At 67.5% G+C, this 21282-nt stretch carries 18 protein-coding genes; 6 read left to right on the top strand and 12 right to left on the bottom strand.

Annotation, left to right across the window (positions count from 1 at the left end; all coding sequences use genetic code 11):
- Nucleotide 1 precedes the first annotated feature (1 nt).
- Genes ACZ50J_RS06800 through ACZ50J_RS06790 form a run of 3 tightly spaced genes read left to right on the top strand, consistent with a single transcriptional unit; the run spans nt 2 to nt 4711 of the window.
- Nucleotides 2-907 carry an ABC transporter permease gene (locus ACZ50J_RS06800; RefSeq protein ID WP_464300507.1) on the top strand — a complete coding sequence of 302 codons (906 nt, stop codon included), beginning with the start codon at nt 2-4 and terminating at the stop codon, nt 905-907.
- Nucleotides 904-2967 (top strand): dipeptide ABC transporter ATP-binding protein, encoded by a 2064-nt coding sequence (locus ACZ50J_RS06795; protein WP_464300506.1) that lies wholly within the window; start codon nt 904-906, stop codon nt 2965-2967. Before ACZ50J_RS06800 ends, ACZ50J_RS06795 begins: the two co-directional genes overlap by 4 nt.
- Nucleotides 2968-3010: 43 nt before the next feature.
- Nucleotides 3011-4711, top strand: a complete 1701-nt coding sequence (locus tag ACZ50J_RS06790; protein ID WP_464300505.1) for an ABC transporter family substrate-binding protein — start codon at nt 3011-3013, stop codon at nt 4709-4711.
- A 59-nt stretch (nt 4712-4770) separates the two neighbouring features.
- Here the strand turns inward: ACZ50J_RS06790 and ACZ50J_RS06785 are convergent, their stop codons facing one another.
- Nucleotides 4771-4905: a hypothetical protein gene (locus tag ACZ50J_RS06785; RefSeq protein WP_464300504.1), complete on the bottom strand. Its 135-nt coding sequence runs from the start codon at nt 4903-4905 to the stop codon at nt 4771-4773.
- Between ACZ50J_RS06785 and ACZ50J_RS06780 the strand changes: the two genes are divergently transcribed.
- The gene (locus tag ACZ50J_RS06780; protein WP_464300503.1) at nt 4904-6265 is read left to right on the top strand and encodes a DUF5956 family protein; all 1362 of its coding nucleotides are present in this window, start codon (nt 4904-4906) and stop codon (nt 6263-6265) included. The two genes, ACZ50J_RS06785 and ACZ50J_RS06780, sit on opposite strands and share 2 nt — an antisense overlap.
- A gap of 125 nt (nt 6266-6390) precedes the next feature.
- On the opposite strand, the gene ACZ50J_RS06775 is transcribed toward ACZ50J_RS06780, so the two are convergent.
- Together ACZ50J_RS06775 and rpsO are read right to left on the bottom strand one after the other, a co-directional pair.
- Complete coding sequence (locus tag ACZ50J_RS06775; RefSeq protein WP_464300502.1) at nt 6391-8811, bottom strand: polyribonucleotide nucleotidyltransferase; 2421 nt, start codon at nt 8809-8811, stop codon at nt 6391-6393.
- 185 nt (nt 8812-8996) lie between these two features.
- The gene (gene rpsO, locus ACZ50J_RS06770) at nt 8997-9266 is read right to left on the bottom strand and encodes a 30S ribosomal protein S15 (RefSeq protein WP_464300501.1); all 270 of its coding nucleotides are present in this window, start codon (nt 9264-9266) and stop codon (nt 8997-8999) included.
- 189 nt (nt 9267-9455) lie between these two features.
- Here rpsO and ACZ50J_RS06765 point away from each other — a divergent pair, with 189 nt between their 5' ends.
- Nucleotides 9456-9968, top strand: a complete 513-nt coding sequence (locus ACZ50J_RS06765) for a MarR family winged helix-turn-helix transcriptional regulator (RefSeq protein WP_464300500.1) — start codon at nt 9456-9458, stop codon at nt 9966-9968.
- A gap of 75 nt (nt 9969-10043) precedes the next feature.
- Here the strand turns inward: ACZ50J_RS06765 and ACZ50J_RS06760 are convergent, their stop codons facing one another.
- From ACZ50J_RS06760 to ileS, 8 genes are all read right to left on the bottom strand, one after another.
- The gene (locus ACZ50J_RS06760) at nt 10044-11282 is read right to left on the bottom strand and encodes a prenyltransferase/squalene oxidase repeat-containing protein (protein ID WP_464300499.1); all 1239 of its coding nucleotides are present in this window, start codon (nt 11280-11282) and stop codon (nt 10044-10046) included.
- 267 nt (nt 11283-11549) lie between these two features.
- Complete coding sequence (gene ndk / locus ACZ50J_RS06755; RefSeq protein ID WP_464300498.1) at nt 11550-11966, bottom strand: nucleoside-diphosphate kinase; 417 nt, start codon at nt 11964-11966, stop codon at nt 11550-11552.
- Nucleotides 11948-13006 (bottom strand): hypothetical protein, encoded by a 1059-nt coding sequence (locus tag ACZ50J_RS06750; protein ID WP_464300497.1) that lies wholly within the window; start codon nt 13004-13006, stop codon nt 11948-11950. The genes ndk and ACZ50J_RS06750 overlap by 19 nt, the downstream gene beginning before the upstream one ends.
- Before the next feature lie 85 nt (nt 13007-13091).
- The gene (locus ACZ50J_RS06745; protein ID WP_464300496.1) at nt 13092-13931 is read right to left on the bottom strand and encodes an undecaprenyl-diphosphate phosphatase; all 840 of its coding nucleotides are present in this window, start codon (nt 13929-13931) and stop codon (nt 13092-13094) included.
- Nucleotides 13928-14320, bottom strand: coding sequence for a DUF4233 domain-containing protein (locus ACZ50J_RS06740; RefSeq protein WP_464300495.1), 393 nt, complete (start codon nt 14318-14320; stop codon nt 13928-13930). Before ACZ50J_RS06740 ends, ACZ50J_RS06745 begins: the two co-directional genes overlap by 4 nt.
- A gap of 3 nt (nt 14321-14323) precedes the next feature.
- Nucleotides 14324-15715: a bifunctional folylpolyglutamate synthase/dihydrofolate synthase gene (locus ACZ50J_RS06735; protein WP_464300494.1), complete on the bottom strand. Its 1392-nt coding sequence runs from the start codon at nt 15713-15715 to the stop codon at nt 14324-14326.
- Nucleotides 15708-16241 carry an N-acetyltransferase family protein gene (locus tag ACZ50J_RS06730; RefSeq protein ID WP_464300493.1) on the bottom strand — a complete coding sequence of 178 codons (534 nt, stop codon included), beginning with the start codon at nt 16239-16241 and terminating at the stop codon, nt 15708-15710. Before ACZ50J_RS06730 ends, ACZ50J_RS06735 begins: the two co-directional genes overlap by 8 nt.
- 2 nt (nt 16242-16243) lie before the next feature.
- Entirely contained in the window at nt 16244-19681 is a 3438-nt protein-coding gene (ileS, locus tag ACZ50J_RS06725) for an isoleucine--tRNA ligase (RefSeq protein ID WP_464300492.1), read from the bottom strand.
- A gap of 210 nt (nt 19682-19891) precedes the next feature.
- Here ileS and ACZ50J_RS06720 point away from each other — a divergent pair, with 210 nt between their 5' ends.
- Nucleotides 19892-20059 (top strand): hypothetical protein, encoded by a 168-nt coding sequence (locus ACZ50J_RS06720; protein ID WP_464300491.1) that lies wholly within the window; start codon nt 19892-19894, stop codon nt 20057-20059.
- 29 nt (nt 20060-20088) lie between these two features.
- On the opposite strand, the gene ACZ50J_RS06715 is transcribed toward ACZ50J_RS06720, so the two are convergent.
- Nucleotides 20089-21264: a sigma-54-dependent transcriptional regulator family protein gene (locus ACZ50J_RS06715; protein ID WP_464300490.1), complete on the bottom strand. Its 1176-nt coding sequence runs from the start codon at nt 21262-21264 to the stop codon at nt 20089-20091.
- Between the last annotated feature and the right edge of the window lie 18 nt (nt 21265-21282).

Here is a 21282-nt window from a genome sequence, read left to right as displayed (position 1 = left end):
GATGACGACCGAGCCGGCCCTCGACCTTGCAGTCCTCGAACCCGATCCTCGTCGCCTCGGCCGTCGCCGCCTCTACGCGCGTCGCTTCGCCCGGAACAAGGCCGCCGTCGTCGGATCCGTCATCTTCCTGCTGCTGGTGCTCTTCACCCTCTTCGGCGGTATGACGACGAAGTACTCCTACACCTCTTCCGACTTCACCGCGCTCTCCGCGAAACCGGGCGGCAGCCACTACTTCGGGACGACCGTCGGCGGTGGGGACGTCTATGCGCAGGTCGTGCACGGGCTGCAGCGATCGCTGACCATCTCCGTGGCGGTGTCCGTGCTCACCCTGATCATCTCCGCACTGATCGGTTCGCTCGCGGCATACCTCGGCGGCATCTTCGAGCGGGTGGCGCTGGCAGTGATCCACTTCCTGTTGGTCGTCCCGTCGTTCCTCATCCTGGCGCTGATCTCCAACCACGCGGCCGGCGACTGGCGGGTCCTGATCATCGTCCTCACGGCGTTCGGCTGGATGCTCAACGCACGCGTCATCTGGTCGATGTCGGCGTCGCTGCGCGAGCGTGACTACGTGCACGTGGCGGAATTCATGGGGGTCAAGCCGCTGACGATCGTGCTGCGCCACATCATCCCCAACCTCGGCGCCATCCTGGTCCTGAACCTGACCCTCGGCGTCGTCGGCACGGTGCTCAGCGAAACTGCTTTGTCCTTCCTCGGATTCGGTATCAAGGCACCCGATGTCTCGCTCGGCTCGCTGCTCTCCGACGGCACGTCGACCATCACGACGGCGCCCTGGATCATCGGCTTCCCGTCGCTGGTCCTGGTGCTGCTGACGGTCTCCCTCACCCTCGTCGGCGACGGCCTGCGCGACGCCGTCGACCCCTCCTCGCGCCCAGGAAGCCTCCGATGATCGACACCGTCCTCAGCGTTCGCGACCTGCACGTCGACTTCACGGCCGAGGCGGGAGTCGTCCACGCCGTCCGCGGCATCGACCTGGACCTGCACGCCGGCCAGACGCTCGCCCTCGTCGGGGAGTCCGGCTCCGGCAAGTCCGCCACGGCGAGCGCCATCATCGGTCTGTTGCCCGGCAACGCCCAGGTCTCCGGCAAGGTCGAGCTCGGCGGCGCGAACCTGCTCGATCTCGGCGACACTGCGATGTCCGACTACCGCGGCCGGCGCATCGGCATGGTGTTCCAGGACCCGCTCTCGGCGCTCACTCCGATCCTGTCGATCGGTCGGCAACTCACCGATGCGTTGCGCGTCCATCAACGCATCAGCAAACCGGCCGCGCAACGCCGCGCGATCGAACTGCTCGACCTGGTGGGCATACCCGACCCCGTCAAGCGGATGGCGTCCTTCCCGCACGAGCTCTCCGGCGGCATGCGCCAGCGGGTGGTGATCGCCATCGCCATCGCGAACGACCCCGACGTCATCATCGCCGACGAGCCCACGACCGCTCTCGACGTGACGGTGCAGGCTCAGGTGCTCGAGGTCCTCGCTCGGGCGCAGGACGAGACGGGTGCAGCACTGCTGCTCGTGTCGCACGACCTCGGCGTGGTCGCCGGACAGGCCGACCGGGTCGCCGTCATGTATGCCGGCAGGATCGTCGAGAACGCCCCGGTTGAAACGCTTTTCGCCGAGCCGCGGATGCCGTACTCGATCGGACTGCTCCAGGCACAACCCGCGACGGCACGTCCCGGTTCGATGCTTCCGTCGATCGAGGGCGAACCACCGAACCTGTCCGACCTGCCGTCCGGCTGCCCGTTCGCACCGCGCTGCCCGGCGGTGCAGGACCGGTGCCGCTCCGACGAGCCACCGCTGGTTGCGGTCGGCGATTCGGACCATCTGGCCGCCTGCGTGCGGTCGAGCGAACTGGCCGACCGCGCCCTCGATGCGACCACACTGTTCGCGGCCGGCGACGTCACCCTCGCGAAGCGCGCCGAGACCGACGACGAGCCCGTCCTCGAGGTGAGCGGGCTGCACAAGAGCTTCCCCATCACGCGTGGCGCCTTCCTCCGACGCCACGTCGGTGACCGGCCGGCCGTGCGCGGTGTCGACCTCGCCGTGCGCGCCGGGCGCACCCTCGGGCTCGTGGGTGAGTCGGGCAGCGGCAAGACCACCACCCTGCTCGAGGTGATGCGGCTGACCCCGCCGCAGGCCGGGCGGGTCTCCGTGCTCGGTCGAACCATCGACACCGACCTCTCCCGCCAGGACCGCACCGCGTTGCGCCGTTCTGTGCAGATCGTCATGCAGGACCCCACCGGCGCCTTGGACCCGCGGCTCCCGGTCTACGACCTGCTGGCCGAGCCGTTGCAGGCGGTGGGTGCCGACAAGGCCGAAATACGTTCCAGGGTCTACGAATTGCTCCGATTGGTCGGCCTCGACTCCAACGCGGTCGATCGCTTCCCCAGCGAGTTCTCCGGCGGTCAGCGCCAGCGGATCGGCATCGCTCGGGCTCTGGCCACCCAGCCGGAGATCGTGGTGCTCGACGAGCCGGTCTCGGCACTCGACACCTCGGTGCAGGCAAGCATCCTCAACCTGCTGATCCGGCTGCAGCGAGAGCTCGGCCTGGCCTATCTGCTCGTCGCGCACGACCTGTCCGTCATACGACATGTCAGCGACGACGTCGCGGTGATGTACCTCGGCACCATCGTCGAGTCCGCACCCACCGAGGTGTTGTTCGCCAACCCTCGGCACCCCTACACGAAGGCACTGCTGTCCGCCATACCGCTGCCGGACCCGGTCGCGGAACGTTCCCGTGAGCATGTGCCGCTGCGCGGCGAGATCCCGAGCGCGGAGTCGGTCACGCGAGGTTGCGTCTTCGTGTCCCGATGTCCGCTCTATCGAGAGTTGCCCGACGCCGTACAGGCGAAATGCCGCGAGGTGACGCCCGAGCTCGATCCCGAACTCGACCCCGGGGACGAGTCCCCGGACCACCGCGTCGCCTGCCACGGCCTCACCACTGTTTGAGATTCACCGCACGTCAGCAATCACTCATCCAGGAGAAAGCACCATGCGTCCCACTCGTCCTCTGATCGTGTCCGCCGTCTCGATATCACTGTTGAGCCTGGCCGCCTGCTCCTCGAGCAGCTCCGGCGGCGGATCGAACACCTCCGGCTCCAACGGCTCGACTGCCAAGAAGGCCAGTTCCGTGGCCGATTACAACGCCCAGCCCTACAGCAAGCTGAAGTCGGGCGGGACGTTCACCAGCAACGGCTCCTTCGACGGCGACGACACCCAGGGCATGTGGGGCAACGTCAACACGTCGCTGACCGGGCAGCGTCTCTGGTCCTGGTACAACCCGGACGCCATCACCTACTCCCCGACCGGTCAGGTCCGGATCAACCACGACTACTACACGTCGGCCACCTCGAAGGTCACCGGCGGCCACCAGGTCGTGACGATCACCATCAACCCGAAGGCGAAGTACAACGACGGCACGCCGATCGACTGGCATTCCATCGAGCAGAGCTGGAAGGTCAACAACGGCAGCAACAAGAAGTACCAGGTCGGCACCACCGCCGGTTACGACCAGATCACCTCGGTCACGCAGGGCAAGGACAGCAAGCAGGCCGTCATCACGTTCCGCAAGGCGTATGCCGCGTGGCCGGCGCTGTTCAGCACCTTCGTCAATCCGAAGGCGGCGACCGTCCAGAACTTCAACACGGCATACGCGAACAAGATGCACCCCGAGTGGGGCGCCGGGCCGTACACCGTCGAGTCGTACAACCCCAACTCCAAGAAGGTCGTCTTCAAGCGCAACCCGAAGTGGTGGGGCGAGCCGGGCCGCCTGGACAAGCGGATCTACCTCGACCTGCCCAACAGCCAGGCCGCGGTCAACTCGTTCCGCAACGGACAGGTGGACTACGTCGCGACCGGTGACGCGGACACCCTGCACCAGATCAAGGGCGTTCCCGGCACCGAGATCCGCCAGGGCGGCAGCCCGTTCGTCTACTCGCTCTTCCTCAACGGCAAGTCGCCGGAGCTGAAGGACCTGCAGGTCCGCAAGGCGGTCTTCGAGGGAGTCGACCGGGCCCAGATCGCCAAGATCAACTTCCAGGGTCTGAACTACACCGAGCCGTTGCCCGGGTCGCAGATCTTCTACTCGTTCCAGAAGGAGTACCAGGACAACCTGGGCAAGGTCCTCAAGCCCGGTGCGGACCAGGCGCAGAAGACACTGACCGCGGACGGTTGGAAGAAGGGATCGGACGGCTACTTCGCCAAGGGCGGCAAGACCCTGAACCTGACCTACATCCTCTACAGTGCCGAGCCGATCCAGAAGGCACAGGCCTCGTCGATCCAGGCGTCCCTGAAGAAGGCCGGGATCAAGGTCACCATCAAGACCATCTCCGACGCGCAGTGGCTCAGCACCATCACCGGCGGCAAGTTCGACTTGATCATCTCCGGCAACCGCTCGCTGGACCCGTTCGGTGCCAAGAGCCTTGCCGGCTTCTACTCGACGACCGACGAGAACAACATCACCAAGGTCGGCAGCGCCGCGCTGGACAAGGAGATCGCCGCGGTCGACGACATCGCCGACCCGGCCGCGCAGGCGAAGCAGGCGAACAAGGTCGAGCAGGACGCGTTCAAGTTGTACGGGTCGCTGCCGCTCTTCAGCGGTCCGTCGATCTACGGCGTGAAGAAGGGCCTGGCGAATGTCGGAGCCACCATCTTCGACAGCCCCCTGCCGGAGACCGTCGGCTACGTGAAGTAGTCGCGGCTGCTCCTTGCCGAGTGACGGCTTCTTCGCCGACTTACGGTCCGATACGGCCGTCAGTCGGCGAGAGAGCCGTCATTCGTCGGTATGGCGGCGCCATACATCGAGAGACACTGCGACGGCCCGGACCGGTTGACCACTTTCGTCATACCGGTCCGGGCCGTCGTTCCTTTCCTCCAGACTGTGCGCATGACCGACCCTTGGGGCGCCGACGAACCCTCCGCGCTGACCGGTCCACCTCCGCCGTTGCCACCACGGCTGGCGAGACTGGCCGAGGTGGCGCAGACCGGCGAACCGCTGCGCGCCACCGGACGGCATGCCGGTGACTTCCCGAGCCCCGGCGAACTGCCCGAAGTTCAGGAGCTGGTGCGGGACGGCTGGCACGTTCTGGACGGTGCGCCGCTCTACTACCTGGTGCCTGCCGCCTGGCCGGCGGAGTTCCGCGCCTGGGTTCCGGACCGGCTGCCTCAGGTGGAGATGGGCATGAGCTCCGACGGCTATGCCGCGGTCTTCCTACCTCCGTCAGGTGAGGCAGATTGGCGCGATCAGGAGATCGGCGGCTGGGCACGCCACTCTGACCTGCCGGAGCCACCACCGAGACGGATCTGGCTGCTGCGCTCACCGTGGCCGAGCATTCCAGTCACCGTGGTTCTCGACGTGATCTATTCGCGGGTGCCGTCCGACTCCGGTCCGGATGAGATCGGCAACGTCTACCGGGCAGCCCGGGAGGTGCTCACCTGGACCGCGGACCAGGTCCGGGCAGCGTGTACCCCGCGTGCGCGCCGATTGCTGCGGGAGTATGCCGCCGGCGCGCGCAGCGCCGAATCCGTCTCTGCCGCAGTCGAACTCGGTATGGCGCCAGAAGAATGGAACGCGGCGCTCGACCGGACCGGCGTCGATGAACGCACCCTTCGGCTGTGGGCGACCGAACTCGGCGAACTCGACGAAACCGCAATCGAATTCGTCACTTCCTGGCGTGCGGCCGGTTTGCCGGACGCGCCACCGGCGGATGCGCAGCGCTATCTCGACCGCAATCCGATCGAGCTGCGCGCCTGGCTCGACGCGGGCTTCGACCTGCATGCCGCAGAGCGTCTGGAGTATGCCGGGCTGGCAACCGCAATCCACTGGCGTGACGAAGGATTCACGCCTGCCGAGACGTACGAGTTGCTGCGCGCAGATCCGGATCTCACCATCGAGGAAGCACGCTCCTTCGACGACGCCGGGCGTGCAGCGGATCGCAAGGCCGACTGGATCTATTACGGCTTCAACGCTTCGGACGCCGCGGCCTGGAGCTCCGCCGGCCTCAGTCCATCCAACGCGCGGTTGTGGCGCGCGGCTGGGCAGTCCCCCGGCGACGTGAGCCTCGGCGATGAAGGTCCGCCGATACCGCCCCGACTGATCGAGGGCCGCGAATACTTCGCCATCGGTGCGACCGGGGACGGCGACATCACGAGCGGGCCATGGGGCGAAGTGCCGGATCCACCCGGGACACGCGGCCGCGGAGCGCGCCGCGCCCGCGGGGACCGGCACCCATGGATCAACAGCGACTGAGGTTTGCCCGTACCCAAGCCTCGACCGTCGAAGGTTGCGTACGCCGAACGCGAGCCTGAGGAACCGCAACGGCCCGGTCACACCGAAGTGTGACCGGGCCGTTGTCGTTGGCTTACGCCGGTGGATCAGTCCTGTGCGACAGGCTCGGCGTCAGCCGAACCCTCGTTGCTGTCGGCGCTGTCCTTGCCGCGACCGCGACCGCCACGACGGCGGTTGCGCTTGCGCGGCTCGCGGTCCGACGACTCGGAGTCGGACGACGCGTCGGCCGAAGAGTCGGACGCAGCGTCCTCCGCCGGGGCGTCCGCGGCAGCCGGAGCGTCGGCGGAAGGAGCGTCGTCCGAGGCGGCGGCATCGCCGGCCTCCTCGACGACGGCCAACGACAACTTGCCGCGCGGGTCGATCTCCTTGAGCTCGACCTGCACCTTCTGACCGATCTTCAGCACGTCCTCGACGGCGTCGATCCGCTTGCCGCCGACCAGCTTGCGCACCTCGGAGATGTGCAGCAGGCCGTCCTTGCCCGGGAGCAGCGACACGAACGCACCGAAGGTCGTCGTCTTCACGACGGTCCCCAGGAAGCGCTCGCCCACCTCGGGCATCTGCGGGTTGGCGATCGCGTTGACCGCGGCGCGCGCAGCCTCGGCGGACGGGCCGTCGGTGGCACCGATGTAGACGGTGCCGTCGTCCTCGATGGACAGGTCGGCGCCGGTGTCCTCCTGGATCTGGTTGATCATCTTGCCCTTCGGGCCGATGACCTCACCGATCTTGTCGACCGGGATCTTCACCGCGATGACGCGCGGGGCGAACGGCGACATCTCGTCGGGAGCGTCGATCGCCTCGTGCATCACGTCCAGGATGTGCAGGCGCGCGTCGCGTGCCTGGGTCAGCGCACCGGCCAGCACGTCGGCGGGGATGCCGTCGAGCTTGGTGTCCAGCTGGATGGCCGTGACGAACTCACGGGTACCGGCAACCTTGAAGTCCATGTCGCCGAAGGCGTCCTCGGCACCGAGGATGTCGGTCATCGCGGCGTACTCGGTCTTCCCGTCGACCTCGGCCGACACCAGACCCATCGCGATGCCCGCGACCGGCGCGCGCAGCGGCACACCGGCGTTCAGCAGGGCGAGGGTCGATGCGCACACCGAACCCATCGAGGTCGAGCCGTTGGAGCTCAGCGCCTCGGAGACCTGACGGATCGCGTAGGGGAACTCCTCACGCGTCGGAAGCACCGGCATCAGCGCACGCTCGGCGAGCGCGCCGTGACCGATCTCGCGACGCTTCGGCGAACCGACGCGACCGGTCTCACCGGTGGAGTACGGCGGGAAGTTGTAGTTGTGCATGTAGCGCTTGCGCGACACCGGCGACAACGTGTCCAGCTGCTGCTCCATGCGCAGCATGTTCAGCGTGGTGACACCCATGATCTGGGTCTCGCCGCGCTCGAACAGCGCCGAACCGTGCACCCGCGGCAGCACCTCGACCTCGGCCGACAGCGCGCGGATGTCCGCGAGGCCACGACCGTCGATGCGCACCTTCTCGCGCAGGATGCGCTCGCGGACGAGCTGCTTCTGCACCGAGCGGTATGCCGCGGAGATCTCCTTCTCGCGGCCCTCGAACGGCTTGCCCTCACCGGCGAGCTCGGCCTTGAGCTCCTCCTTGTAGGCGTCCAGCTGCGACTCACGGTCCTGCTTGTCCGCAATGGACAGCAGACCGCGCAGCTTCTCGGTCGAGGCGGACTCGACGACGCCGAAGGTGTCGTCCTCGTAGTCGAGGAACAGCGGGAACTCCTGGACCGGCTTGGCCGCTTCCTTGGCCAGCTTGTCCTGCGCCTCGCAGAGCACGCGGATGAAGGACTTCGCGGCCTCCAGGCCCTGCGCGACGATCTCCTCGGTCGGCGCCTGCTTGCCCTGGTTCTTGACCAGGTCCCAGGTCGACTCGTTGGACTCGGCCTCGACCATCATGATCGCGACGTCGTCACCGACGACACGGCCGGCGACGACCATGTCGAAGACGGAGTTCTCCAGGTCGGAGAAGTTCGGGAACGCGACCCACTGGCCGTCGATCAGCGACACGCGGGTGGCGCCGATCGGACCGGAGAACGGCAGACCGGAGATCTGCGTCGATGCCGAGGCACCGTTGATCGCCAGCACGTCGTACTGGTGGTCGGGGTTCTGCGCGAGGACGGTGATGACGACCTGGACCTCGTTGCGCAGGCCCTTGACGAAGCCCGGCCGCAGCGGTCGGTCGATCAGCCGGCAGGTGAGGATCGCGTCGGTCGACGGGCGACCCTCACGACGGAAGAAACTGCCCGGGATCTTGCCCGCGGCATACATCCGCTCCTCGACGTCCACGGTGAGCGGGAAGAAGTCGAAATGGTCCTTGGGCTGCTTGCCCGCGGCCGTGGTCGACAGCAGCGTCGTCTCGTCGTCCAGGTAGGCGACGACCGCACCGGCTGCCTGCTTGGCCAGCCGCCCGGTTTCGAAACGAACCGTGCGGGTGCCGAACTTGCCGTTGTCGATGACGGCTTCGGCGAAAGTGATCTCTGGACCCTCCATTGGGCCCTCCTGTTCTTCTACGGACCACGCATCGTCGTTGTGCGTGGTGCTCTTCTTCATGTTCTTTCAATACGGGGTGTATGCCGCGGGTCGGCCTCATTCAGGTAGGGCCGGCGGGCAGCACCCGCCTACGCCAACAAGGCGGCTACCGGTGGTAGCCGCCTTGCGGTCGTAAGTGTGATTGGTCAGCGACGCAGACCCAGTCGCTTGATCAGCGCACGGTAGCGCTCGATGTCGACGGTCTCGAGGTAACGCAGCATGCGCTTGCGCTTGCCGACCAGGAGCAGCAGCCCACGGCGGCTGTGGTGGTCGTGCGGGTGCTGACGGGCGTGCTCGGTCAGGTCGGTGATGCGCTGCGTGAGCATCGCGATCTGAACCTCGGGCGAACCGGTGTCGCCCTCTTTGGTCGCGTAGTCGGTCATGATCTGCGCCTTGGTGGCGGTGTCCAGCGGCATGAGTGGGCGATCTCCGTTCGTGTCTTGATTGCGCGGTGCTCCTGGGCATGTCCACCAGGGCGCTCTTGGTCCGCGGCCGGTTTCACGGCGGTGCAAGGTTATCAGGATCAGCGGGTGCGCCCCTAATCGAAGTGGCCGGGTCCGCTGCCGTGCGCGACGAGCCGTCGCCATACGTTCTAATTGTCCATCATGGATAGACCGGGGAAGTCGGAGCGGAGCCGCTACGAGGCCGAGGTCGCGGCGTATGTCGAGGCCGGCGGCAACGAGCAGGTGCAACGCGTCGTGACCGCCGTGCACGGCCTGCATCGGCGGCTGTCGCAGTGGTACGCCCAGAACCTCTCCGAACTCGACCTCTCCCCCGGCGAATGGGCCGTCATCCGGCATCTGGCGGCGGAGGCGGACAACCACATCTCGACCCCGTCGCAGTTGGCCGACACCGCAGCCGTCGCACCGTCGTCGATGACGCACCGCCTGGATCGGATGGCCGAGCGCGGACTCATCGAGCGCGAGCCCGATCCGGAGAACCGCACCCGGATCCTGGTCCACCTGACCCGCGACGGGTGGGAGATGTTCCGCCAGGTCATCCGCGAGTCCGACATGGTCGAGTCGGACGTGCTGTCGCATGTGCCGGCCGGTCAGCGCGACAAGCTCGCCCAGCTGCTCGAGCTCGCCATCGCCGGACTCGACGACGACCTCGAATAGGACCTCGAACAAGACTGGGAACAAAGGAAGCCCGCGTCCACGGACGCGGGCTTCCTTCTTGTATGGCGCGCCGGCTCAGCGCTGCGAACGCAACCGGCGACGCAGTCCGGATCCGGCGAGGGCCGCACCGCCGATGACGGCCGCACCGGCGACGAGCACGCCGGTGTTGCCACCGCCGGACTCGGACCCGTCGGTGATGATCGCCGGGCCGGTGGTCGTCGAGGTGGCGGTCGGAGTGCCGGTGCTCGTTGCCGACGAGCTCGGGGTGGACGTCGTGCACGACAGCGCGGGTGCCGTCGCGGCGCCGCCGGCGCTGATCTTCAGATAGGGCTGCGGGTTGAACGCGAGCACCGCCTGTGCGGTCGAGCGGTGCTCCTTGTCGCTCACCGTCGCCTTGCTGCCCTCGGCGATGATGGTGTCGAAGGACTTCTGGTCGTAGGCGATGCCGCCCCGCAGTGCGGTCGGCAGCGTGCAGCCGAACTGCAGGCTCTGCACGAAGGTCTTCGCCTTGGCCGCCTCGGCGGTCTTGCCCGCGATGGTGAAGGCGACGGCGGCGAGGCCGGTGCTGTTGGTGTTCGGTGCGGCCTGCGCGGCCGGCTCGACGACACCGCCATTGGACTGCTGCTGGCCGGCGATGAAGGAGACGGCCTTGGCGATCTCGGCATCGTGGCCGCCCGCCGCGCTCAGCGCCTGCACGGCGAGGGACGTCGCGTCGGTGTCACCGGTGCAGGTTCCGCTGAAGGTCATCCGGAACCCGCCGTCGTTGCACTGTTGCTTGACCAGGAAGTCGACCGCGGTCGCATCCGGCTTGCCGGCGCGGGTCAGGCCGATGATGCCCAGCGACTGGCCGATGGTGTTGGAGTAGTCGCCGTACTGCGACTTGTCCTGGAACTGACCGCTGGACTGTTCCAGCGACTTCAGCTGTGCCAGGTAGCCGTCGGTCGGCAGGCCCTGTGCCTGGGCGAGGACCAGCAGCTTGGCAGTGGATCCGGCATACAACTCCGCCGAGTCGCCACCAGTGTTGTAGGCCTCGGCGTTCTTGGTGACGTATGCCGCAGCGGCCTTCGCACCGGTCTGTCCGGTCTGCGCCGCGTCGAGTCCGAGAACGGCGTCGATCGTCAGGCCGTAGTCCGGGTATCCGCTGGACACGAAGTGGTCACCACTGGCAGCCATCTCCGCGGTGAGGAAGTGCGCCGCGGTCGAACCGTCGGGGGTGGCGGCGTGGGCCGGAGCCGCGGCAACGCCGTACAGGCCGACGACGGCCAGGGCCAGTGCGCCCGTGAGACCCGCACGCGCGCGAAGAGAGGTGGTCATGTTTCTGCCTTCCACGAAGTCACGCGGCCCGCGGAAGTGTTCTCGGAAGGTCTCGCGGGGCCGCGACGAGATCGTCCGCGGACGCGCAGGTGGTCCGGCTCGCCGAACCCGGGTGACACCCGGTCGGCACACGGTTGCGGGTCAGCGCCGGAATCGCACCGGCTTTCCCTGCTGTTTGCGTCCGGTGCGGAGCCTACCGGCTGGCCGGCCCTTCGACCTCACGCACTCCGGATCAGTGGACCAACGGCCGGAGACGAGGAATGAGTCTCAGGCTGTTGGGAACCAGATGCCGATCTCGCGCTCGGCGGACTCGGGCGAGTCGGAGCCGTGGACGATGTTCTGCTGCACGGCCAGTCCCCAGTCACGACCGAGGTCGCCCCGGATGCTGCCGGGGGCGGCGGCGGTCGGGTCGGTCGCGCCGGCGAGGGAGCGGAATCCCTCGATGACGCGCTCGCCCGTGACGATCGCGAAGGTCGCGGGTCCGCTCGCCATGAAGTCGACCAGCGGCTGGTAGAAGGGCTTGCCCTCGTGCTCGGCGTAGTGCTGCGCGAGCCGCTCTCGGTCGGGGGTCATGATCTGCAATGTGTCGAGGACGTAGCCCTTCGCCTCGATCCGGCGCAGGACCTCACCGGTGAGGCCGCGGGCGAATCCATCGGGCTTGACGATCACGAGGGTGCGTTCCATGACGCACATTCAATCGGATGGCGGTCGGCGGCACGACGCGGGGCATGGCCGGCCCGTGCGGCACGTTCGGCGAAGAAGTAGGTCCCCATCGCGAAGACCAACGCTCCGGCAACGATCTGCAACGAGTATGCGAGGTCCGTCAGCTCGCTGAGAGACTTCGAAGCATCGGCGTTCCCCAGGCCGCTGAGCATCAGGTAGGCGCCCCAGCACGCGAGCGCCGCCGGGCCGATGAAGGCCAGTGAGAGCGGCAACTGCAACGGCAGCCGCGAGGATCCGGGGAACGCGATCATCAGCAGCCCCACGATGGCGAGCATGGCGAGCACGGCGTAGGCAGCCTCGAGTGCGTAGAAGTCACTCGTCCGGTCGGCGACCCTGCTGGAGGTGAGTCCGATCGTCGCACCGGAGGCCCACGCCACGTGGAGCGCGAACGGTGCGAGCAATGCTGCAGCGGCCGCCACCGCAGTGGCGCGTTGCGCGTGGCCGGTCGCCCCTTGTCCGGCGGTTGCCGAGAGCAGACCTCGCCACAGATGGCCCCACCGCGAGCGGGCGTAGCTGACGAAGAGCGCACCGAGTGCGAGCGCCTGCACGATGAATCCGGTGTAGACCGCTGTGAACACCCACTCGTCCAGGAACGGACGGGTGGAGCCGCCGCTCGTCGGCGCCGAACCACCGCCGAACAACCGGGCCACGAGTTGCAGCGGATAACCGAGCACGATCGGGCTGAGTAAACCGGTGGCGACCCAGACCGGGACGATGAGGAGCCAGGCCGACACGCGGCGACCCCACTGTTGGGTGAGCAGCAGCGCGAGCATCACCACTGCCGAGTCGAGCAGGACGCTTGCGAGGTTGCCGAGAATCATCGCTGTGCGGTGGTCCAGGAGACTGCTGCCGGCAGGGATACCGATGTGGCTTCCGGACACCCAGGCAACCTTGATCGCAAGATAGGGACCACAGGCGACGATGGCTACTGCCCGCAGGATGCGTGTCGCAGTGCCCACCTGCAGGGGCGTCGGTTCGCCCCGGTGAATGAAGAACGTCATGCGCCCATGCTGGTTGCGAAGGGCACTGACCTGCGTCCCCCACCGGAGCGGATCGCCTCCCCTCTCCGGGGGATTCGGGTAGGTCCTACGCAGCGACCTTGCCGAGCACGAGCAGCCCGAAGACGAAGACCGCCAGCGCGATCCGGTAGTAGACGAACGGCCGGAAGTTGTGGTGCGAGATGTAGCGCATGAACCATGCCACCACGGCATACCCGACGGCGAAGGCGAGAACGGTCGCGACGATGATCTGCCCCCACCCGTCACCGTCGCTGCCGTGCAGGTCCTTCAACTCGAAGAGGCCCGAGATGACCACGGCTGGTATGGCGAGCAGGAACGAGTAGCGTGCGGCGGCGCTGCGGGTGTAGCCCATGAACAGACCGCCGGAAATCGTTCCACCGGAACGCGATACGCCGGGGATCAGGGCGAGCGCCTGCCACAGCCCGAACCGGATGCCGTCCTTGACGTCGAGATCGTCCAGGGTCTTGCGGTGCTCGGCGTCCGGGTCGTGGTCGACGGTCGCATCGGCCACGGCGATGACGATCGCGAAGACCAGCAGCATGCTCGCGGTGACCCAGAGGTTGCGCAGCGGTCCCTCGATGAAACTCTTCAGCACCAGGCCGAGGATGCCGATCGGGATGGTGCCGACGATGACCAGCCAGCCCATCCGGGCATCCGGGTCGGACCTGGGGACCTTCCCGGCGACCGACAGCGCCCACTGTTTGATGATGCGGACGATGTCGCGCCAGAAGTAGACGATGACCGCCGTCTCGGTGCCCAACTGGTTGACCGCCGTGAAGGCCGATCCGCCGCCATCGTTGTCCCAGAAGAGACGGCCCACGATGAGTTGGTGCGCGGACGAGGAGATCGGCAGGAACTCGGTCAGTCCCTGCACGATCCCCAGAACGATCGCTTCGATCCAGGTCATTGCGCGGAAGTCTCCTCGTGACTGGCGGTCAAGGCGTCCATCTTGCGTCCCTGGACGAGTGCGGTGACCCACAACGCCAGGAACATCAGGCCGACGACGAACATCATCGGCAGCACGAATCCGGCCAGCAGCGTTGCACATTGCACGGCCCAGCCGAGGGTGACACCCCAGGGACGACGCAAAGTGCCGGCCGCGACCACGCACAGCACCGCCAGCACCAGCCCGACGACGAGGTATGACGTGTGGGCGGCGTTGTGCTGCGACTTGGCGATCGCCCACGCGACGAGCGCGCCGAGGAAAACCACCAGGGTCTGCGATCCGACCACCATGCCGGCGAAGCGGCGGGTCATCTTCTCCCCCACACCGTGGACGAGGATGTTTCCGAGCACGACCTATGCCTCGGTCACGCCGAGCAGCGCGCGGACGTCCGCAGCGGTCTGGATCGAGCCGGTGGCGAGCACGCCGCCGGCGACACCGCCCTCATCGGCGAGCTCGGCGGCGCGGTCGATCGCATCGGCCATGCCGGGGACGACATCGACGCGGTCCTCGCCGAAGATCTCGGCCGCCAGCGCACCCAGCTGTTCCGCAGGCATGCTGCGGTGCGACGAATTCCGTGTCACGACAACGTGATCCAGCACCGGCTCGAGCGTCGAGAGCATGTCCTCGGCGTCCTTGTCGGCGAAGATCGCGAGGACACCCACCAGTTTGGCGAAGGTGAAGGAGTCGTTGATCGCGTCGCGCAGCGCACGTATGCCCGCGGCGTTGTGTGCCGCGTCGACGAGCACCGTCGGCGAGCGCCGAACGATCTCCAACCGGCCCGGCGAGTCCAGGTCGGCGAGCGCCGCACGCAGCACGTCGATGTCGAGGGCGCGTTCTCCTCCCCCGAGGAATGCCTCGGCGGCGGCGATCGCGGTGACCACGTTGTGCGCCTGGTGCTCGCCGAACAGCGGGAGGTAGAGGTCCGGGTAGAGCGCCGCGAGACCCTGCACCGTCAGTTGCTGGCCGCCGACGGCCTGGTCACGCTCGAGCACCTCGAAGTCGACGGTCTCGCGCTTCGCGGTGCCCTCGACCTCGGCCACGCGTTCGGCGATGAGTTCGTCGACCGAGGGTTCCTGAGTGCCCACCACGGTGATGGAGCCCGGCTTGATGATGCCGCGCTTCTCCAGGGTGATCTCCTCGACGGTCGAGCCGAGCAGTCGGGTGTGGTCGAGCGACACCGGGGTGATCACCGCGACGTCGCCGTCGGCGACGTTGGTCGCGTCCCACTCCCCACCGAGTCCGACCTCGACGATCGCGACGTCGACCGGAGCGTCGGCGAAGGCGGCGTAGGCGATGACGACGAGGATCTCGAAATAGGTCGTCGTCGGCTCGTCCGCGGCACGTGCCTCGTTGTCGATCAGCTCGACGTACGGCAGCACGTCGTCGTATGTCGCGATGAACCGCTCGGCGTCGATCGGCTTGCCGTTCAACGAGATTCGCTCGCGAATGTTGTGCAGGTGGGGCGAGGTGAAGCGACCGGTCGACAGGCCGGTCTCGCGCAGTATCCGCTCGACGGCGCGCGTGGTCGTCGTCTTGCCGTTGGTGCCGGTCAGGTGCACCACCGGGAACGACCGCTGCGGGTCGCCGAGGAGTTCCATGATGCGGCGCACCCGCTCCAGGGACGGCTCCGGGCTGGACTCGGGCGTCCGCGCCAGGATGGCCTCCTCGACCTCGCGCAATCGCTTGCGAACGGCCAGGTTGCGCTCGGCTTCACGCTGCGCGGCGTCGGGTCGACCACTAGGCATGTGGACCATCCAACACCGTCTCGACGGATGCCTCCCCGAGGGGCAGGTGGAGCCACACCGAGTCGGGGACGCCGCCGCCGGTGCTCTCGCGGCCGGTCTCGGTGAAGCCGTAGTGCTCGTAGAAGCCACGGGCACCGTCGTTGCCGTCCAGGTAGGACAGCACCATCTCGTCATACCCGTCGGCCTTGGCCTTCGCGATGGCGGCGCGCATCAGCATGCCGCCGATGCCGGCGCTGTGGAACTCCGGCAGCACGTAGAGCTTCCACAGTGCGAGGTGGCCGTCCAGCGGACCGACCGACGTCATACCGACGATCTCGCCGTCGTACTCGGCGACGGTGACTCGACCGGCGCGTATGGCGGGGATCGTCGCGTCAGCGGTCCACCATTTCGCCAGGCCCATCGCGACGTAGTCCTTGCCCGCGATCGGACCGTAGGTGGCCGGCCAGGTCTGCTGGCCGACCTCGATCACACCTTGCAGGTCGTCACCGGTCGCTGCACGCAGCAGTACACCGCTTGCCACCTTCATCGCTACTTCCCCTCTGTCGCCGACTCGACGCGCTTCACCGAGATCGACACGTGCTTGCCACCGCCGAGGTCCGCGTCGGTGGCGTCCGGCAGGGCGTGTCCCGCACCCGCGGAACCGAACTGCACAGCCAGCGTCTCACGCATGATCAGCTGTTGGTGGGTGACCGTCGCCTGCCAGGCATCGTCGTCGCCGGTGACACCAAGGCTGATCCGGTCGCTGACGTCCAGGCCGGCATCGCGCCGGGCCTGCTGCACCGCACGGATGATGTCGCGGGCCAGCCCCTCGACGCGCAACTCCTCGGTGACCTCGGTGTCCAGCACGACGAAGCCGCCGCCCGGCAGCATCGCCGGGACCTGCCCTGCCTTCGCCTGGTCGTTGACTACCGACTCGAGGGTGAATTCGCCCTCCTGCAAAGCCAATCCACCGCTGGTGACGGTGCCGTCCGCGGCCACCGACCAGTCGCCGGACTTGCTGCCCTTGATCGCGCGCTGTACGTCCTTGCCCAGCCGCGGTCCGGCCGCCCGCGCGTTGACGGTGAGCTTCTGCTCGATGCCGAAGTCGGCCTCGCTGGCGTCGGCCAGGTCCACCAACCGCACCTCGCGGACGTTGACCTCGTCGGCGATGAGCGCGCTGAAGTCGGCCAGCGACGCCGCGCCGTCGACCACCACGGTCAGCGTCGCCAGGGGCAACCGCACGCGCAGCTGCTGCGCCTTGCGGACCGACAGCGTCGTGGAGCAGACCGCACGAGCGCGGTCCATCGCGGTCACCAGCGGCTCGTCGGCCGGCAGGTCGGTCGCGTCCGGCCAGTCGGTCAGGTGCACCGAGCGACCACCGGTCAGCCCACGCCATACCTGCTCGGTCGTGAAGGGCAGCAGCGGCGCCGCGACGCGGCATACGGTCTCGAGCACGGTGTAGAGCGTGTCGAAGGCGGCCTGGCTGTCGGCACCGACACCGCCCTGCGCCCAGAACCGTTCCCGGGACCGGCGGATGTACCAGTTGGTGAGCACGTCGAGGAACGACTGCACGGCGTCGCACGCACCGGCGACGTTGAGCTCGTCGAGGGTCATCCGGACCGTCTCGACCAGTTCGCGCGTCTTGGCCAGCACGTAGCGGTCCATCACATTGGTGGACTCGGTCGACCAATGGCCTTCTGCACCCGATTTTGAATCAGACTCAGGCTGAGCCGACGATGAGGAACGAAGCGTCGCCTCAGCCGCGTTCGCGTAGAGGCTGAAGAAGTACCAGCTGCTCCACAGCGGCAGCAGCACCTGCCGCACACCGTCCCGGATGCCCTGCTCGGTGACGATCAGGTTGCCGCCGCGCAGGATCGGGCTGCTCATCAGGAACCAGCGCATCGCGTCGGCACCGTCGCGGTCGAAGACCTCGGAGACGTCCGGGTAGTTGCGCAGCGACTTCGACATCTTCTGGCCGTCACTGCCGAGCACGATGCCGTGGCAGATGACGTTCTTGAACGCCGGCTTGTCGAAGAGCGCGGTCGACAGGATGTGCAGCATGTAGAACCAGCCGCGCGTCTGACCGATGTACTCCACGATGAAGTCGGCCGGGAAGTGGTGCTCGAACCACTCGGCGTTCTCGAACGGGTAGTGCACCTGGCCGTAGGGCATCGACCCGGAGTCGAACCACACGTCCAGCACGTCCTCGACCCGGCGCATCGTCGACTTCCCTGACGGGTCATCGGGATTCGGCCGCGTCAGCTGGTCGATGCCGGGGCGGTGCAGGTCGTCGACCTGCACGCCGAAATCTCGCTCCAACTCCTCGAACGAGCCGTAGACGTCGATGCGCGGGAACTCGGGGTTGTCCGACTTCCACACCGGCACCGGGCTGCCCCAGAAACGGTTGCGGGTGATCGACCAGTCGCGGGCGTTGGCGAGCCACTTGCCGAACTGCCCGTCCTTGACGTTGCCCGGCACCCAGTTGATCTCCTGGTTGTGCGCGAGCATGCGGTCCTTGAACTCCGTCACGCTGACGAACCAGGAGCTGACACCCTTGTAGATCAACGGGTTCCGGCAGCGCCAGCAGTGCGGGTAGGAGTGCTCGTACGTCTCGCGACGAAGCAGCACGGTCCCCGGTGTGACGCTGCTGCGGGTCGAGTAGGACGAGCCGCTGGGCGAGTCCGTATCGAGACACTGATCTCGATACGCTCCCCCGCTTCGCTCCTCCGCTACTCGACCCGCGTTGGTCGCCGCCTTGAGGTCGTCGATGATGTGCGGGTTGGCGTCGAAGACCTGCATGCCTTCGTACTCCGCGACCGGATGCGTGAAGCGCCCGTCCGCACCGACCGGCATGACCGGCTTGATGCCCTCCCGCTCGGTGACGATCATGTCGTCCTCGCCGAACGCGCCGGCACTGTGGACCAGCCCAGTGCCGTCCGTGGTCGTGACGAAGTCGGCCGGCACGACACGGAAGGCGTTCTCGTGGTCGGCGAAGTAGGTGAACGGCGGCGCGTAGACCGACTCCAGCAGGTCGGCACCGGTCAGCCGAGCGACGACATACGGCTCCGGATCGGCCTTGGCGTCCCCGAAGAGTTCCTTGGCGTATGCCGCCAGCCGGGAGTGCGCGATGACGTAGCGCTGTGCGGTGCCGGTCGGCACGTCGGTCTCGACGACGACGTACTCGATGTCCGGCCCGACCATGATCGCGAGGTTGGACGGCAGGGTCCACGGCGTGGTCGTCCACACCAGGAACAGCGCGTCCTTCAAGACCTCGAGTTTGCTGCTGGTGCAACGGAATCCGACGGTGACGGCAGGGTCCTGCCGCATCTGGTAGACGTCGTCGTCCATCCGCAGCTCATGGTTGGACAGCGGTGTCTCGTCGTTCCAGCAGTAGGGCAGCACGCGGAAGCCCTCGTAGATCAGACCCTTGTCGAACAGTTGCTTGAACGCCCAGATGACCGACTCCATGTAGTCGGGGTTGAGCGTCTTGTAGTCGTTGTCGAAGTCGACCCAGCGGCCCATCCGCTCGACATACTCGCGCCATTCGTCGGTGTAGCGCAGCACCGATGCGCGGGCGGCGTCGTTGAACTTGTCGACGCCCATCTCGAGGATCTCGTCCTTGGTCTTCAACCCGAGCTGCTTCATCGCCTCGAGCTCGGCGGGCAACCCGTGGGTGTCCCAGCCGAAGCGTCGCTCGACCCGCTTGCCGCGCATCGTCTGGTAGCGCGGGATGAGGTCCTTGACGTAGCCGGTCAGCAGGTGGCCGTAGTGCGGCAGGCCGTTGGCGAACGGCGGACCGTCGTAGAACACGAACTCGTTGGCGCCGTTCTTGCCCGCGTCACGCTGCTCGACGGACGCCCGGAACGTGTCGTCGGCTGCCCAGTACTTCCGCACCGCCTGCTCGATGGCCGGGAAGTCCGCGGAGGAAGCGACGGAGTTGGCGTCGTCCGGTTGCGCAGCGGTCAGATCGACCTTCGGGTAGGTCATGGGCTCGGTGTCTCTCTCGCGGTCGTTCGTCCTGTCGAGGACGACGCCTGCCCGGTCGGGCCGACACCGCGGTACCACCTCGCTTGTCGTATGGCGAAGGGCTCGTCATACGACCGCTCATGCGTGAGCTGTCACGGGCTCGTCCCGTCCGGTTCTACTGGGCGCGTGTCGTTGGAGTGATCGCGCCGTTCTTCCGGAAGCTCGCCGCTGATGACGGCTCGAACGCTGTTGCGCCCAGTCTATTCGGCCCGCCGACCGCTCACCAACTCGATTGCGCCCAAGGAGCGCACGTTGGCGTCATACGCCGATCATGTGATGCCCGCGGTCCGCGTGGCGACGGACGCACGCTCCAAGCCGGCCGAGCGGCGCCCCGAGTAGGTCGTGAGGAACGGACGAGCGCATCGAGGTCATTCACCGACGGTGAGCTGTACCCCGTCGGCGATCCGGTAGGGGCTGCCGTCCACAATGGCACCGAGCGTGCGCCGCAGCCGGGACACCTCCGCGCGGGCGGCAACGGTGTGGTCGCCGTCGCCGAACAGCTGCACACTCAGGGCGTATGGCGTCAGGCCCACTCGTCCCGCCGCCGCCAGCCCTTGCAGGATCTGCGCGTGCCGGCGCGACACGGCCACCCGCCATGGCTCGGCGTCCGCCCGGATCTCCACGACCGGCCTGCTGCCGAGCTCGAGGTGCGCGGTGATCCGGCGTTCGGCGGCTGCGGGTCGGACCAGCCAGCCGATGTCCAGCCGTTCGGGCAGGCAGAGGCCGAGACCCGGGACTGCCAGCGGCCGATCCGGCCGTGGCGCCGCGATGCGATCACGCGTCGAAACCCCCGCGCTGTGCGCAACCCATCCGGCGTCGTCCACCACGAGCGCAGGTCCACCGGTCGCCGACACCAGCGGCTCGGCGGCGACGCGGAGGCGTTCCAGCGCCGCTTCGTGATGTCGGCGCAACAGCGACTCGGCCAGCAACACCGCCGTCTCGACCAATGCGCTGATGGCGGGGTGCAGGGTGAGCGCCGGTCCACTGATGTCGACGATCCCGAGCAACTCGCCGGATCGCGGGTCGTGGATCGGGAACGCCGTGCAGTACCAGGGGTGTTGGGCCTGCTCGAAGTGCTCACCGGAGAAGAGCTGGACCGGACTCGCCTCCTGCAGCGCCGTGCCGATCGCGTTGGTGCCCACATCCCCCTCGGTCCACCGAGCACCCTCGCTGAAGCCCAACTCGTCGGCCTGCCGTCGTACTCGGGCATCCCCTCTGCGCCAGAGGATGACTCCGTCACCGTTGGTGACCACCATCAGGAAGTGCGACGCGTCCGCGACGCTCGAGATCACTCTGGCCAACTCGTCGATCACCAGTCGCAGGGGCGACTCGCCGCGCAATTGCTCGAGCCGCTCGGCCGACAAGGGATCCCGGGCGCCGGGGCGGTCGGGAACCAGACCGAAGCCGAGCACGCGTTGCCAGGAGCGCGACACCAGGGGCCGTGGCTGCAGGGTGGTACGGCCGCCGCCGATGACCGCTTCGTGCATGCGGACCAGTTCGCGCGCATACCGCGCCAGGTCGGTGCCCGGCCGAAGGACGGCCATGGGCATTACCGCATCACG

This window comes from Flexivirga sp. G2, assembly GCF_055397625.1.
Note: the sequence above shows the minus strand (reverse complement) of the source record. Positions and strands in the feature narration are given on the sequence as shown.

Bases quoted from the DNA above. Each gene is read 5' to 3' on its own strand.
- ACZ50J_RS06775 (WP_464300502.1), bottom strand. From the start codon at position 8,811: ATGGAGGGTCCAGAGATCACTTTCGCCGAAGCCGTCATCGACAACGGC.
- ACZ50J_RS06735 (WP_464300494.1), bottom strand. From the start codon at position 15,715: ATGCCTAGTGGTCGACCCGACGCCGCGCAGCGTGAAGCCGAGCGCAAC.
- ACZ50J_RS06765 (WP_464300500.1), top strand. From the start codon at position 9,456: ATGGATAGACCGGGGAAGTCGGAGCGGAGCCGCTACGAGGCCGAGGTC.
- ACZ50J_RS06720 (WP_464300491.1), top strand. From the start codon at position 19,892: ATGACGGCTCGAACGCTGTTGCGCCCAGTCTATTCGGCCCGCCGACCG.
- ACZ50J_RS06800 (WP_464300507.1), top strand. From the start codon at position 2: ATGACGACCGAGCCGGCCCTCGACCTTGCAGTCCTCGAACCCGATCCT.
- ACZ50J_RS06730 (WP_464300493.1), bottom strand. From the start codon at position 16,241: ATGAAGGTGGCAAGCGGTGTACTGCTGCGTGCAGCGACCGGTGACGAC.
- ACZ50J_RS06780 (WP_464300503.1), top strand. From the start codon at position 4,904: ATGACCGACCCTTGGGGCGCCGACGAACCCTCCGCGCTGACCGGTCCA.
- ACZ50J_RS06760 (WP_464300499.1), bottom strand. From the start codon at position 11,282: ATGACCACCTCTCTTCGCGCGCGTGCGGGTCTCACGGGCGCACTGGCC.
- ACZ50J_RS06795 (WP_464300506.1), top strand. From the start codon at position 904: ATGATCGACACCGTCCTCAGCGTTCGCGACCTGCACGTCGACTTCACG.
- ACZ50J_RS06790 (WP_464300505.1), top strand. From the start codon at position 3,011: ATGCGTCCCACTCGTCCTCTGATCGTGTCCGCCGTCTCGATATCACTG.
- ACZ50J_RS06785 (WP_464300504.1), bottom strand. From the start codon at position 4,905: ATGCGCACAGTCTGGAGGAAAGGAACGACGGCCCGGACCGGTATGACG.
- ACZ50J_RS06750 (WP_464300497.1), bottom strand. From the start codon at position 13,006: ATGACGTTCTTCATTCACCGGGGCGAACCGACGCCCCTGCAGGTGGGC.
- ileS (WP_464300492.1), bottom strand. From the start codon at position 19,681: ATGACCTACCCGAAGGTCGATCTGACCGCTGCGCAACCGGACGACGCC.
- ACZ50J_RS06745 (WP_464300496.1), bottom strand. From the start codon at position 13,931: ATGACCTGGATCGAAGCGATCGTTCTGGGGATCGTGCAGGGACTGACC.
- ACZ50J_RS06715 (WP_464300490.1), bottom strand. From the start codon at position 21,264: ATGGCCGTCCTTCGGCCGGGCACCGACCTGGCGCGGTATGCGCGCGAA.
- rpsO (WP_464300501.1), bottom strand. From the start codon at position 9,266: ATGCCGCTGGACACCGCCACCAAGGCGCAGATCATGACCGACTACGCG.
- ndk (WP_464300498.1), bottom strand. From the start codon at position 11,966: ATGGAACGCACCCTCGTGATCGTCAAGCCCGATGGATTCGCCCGCGGC.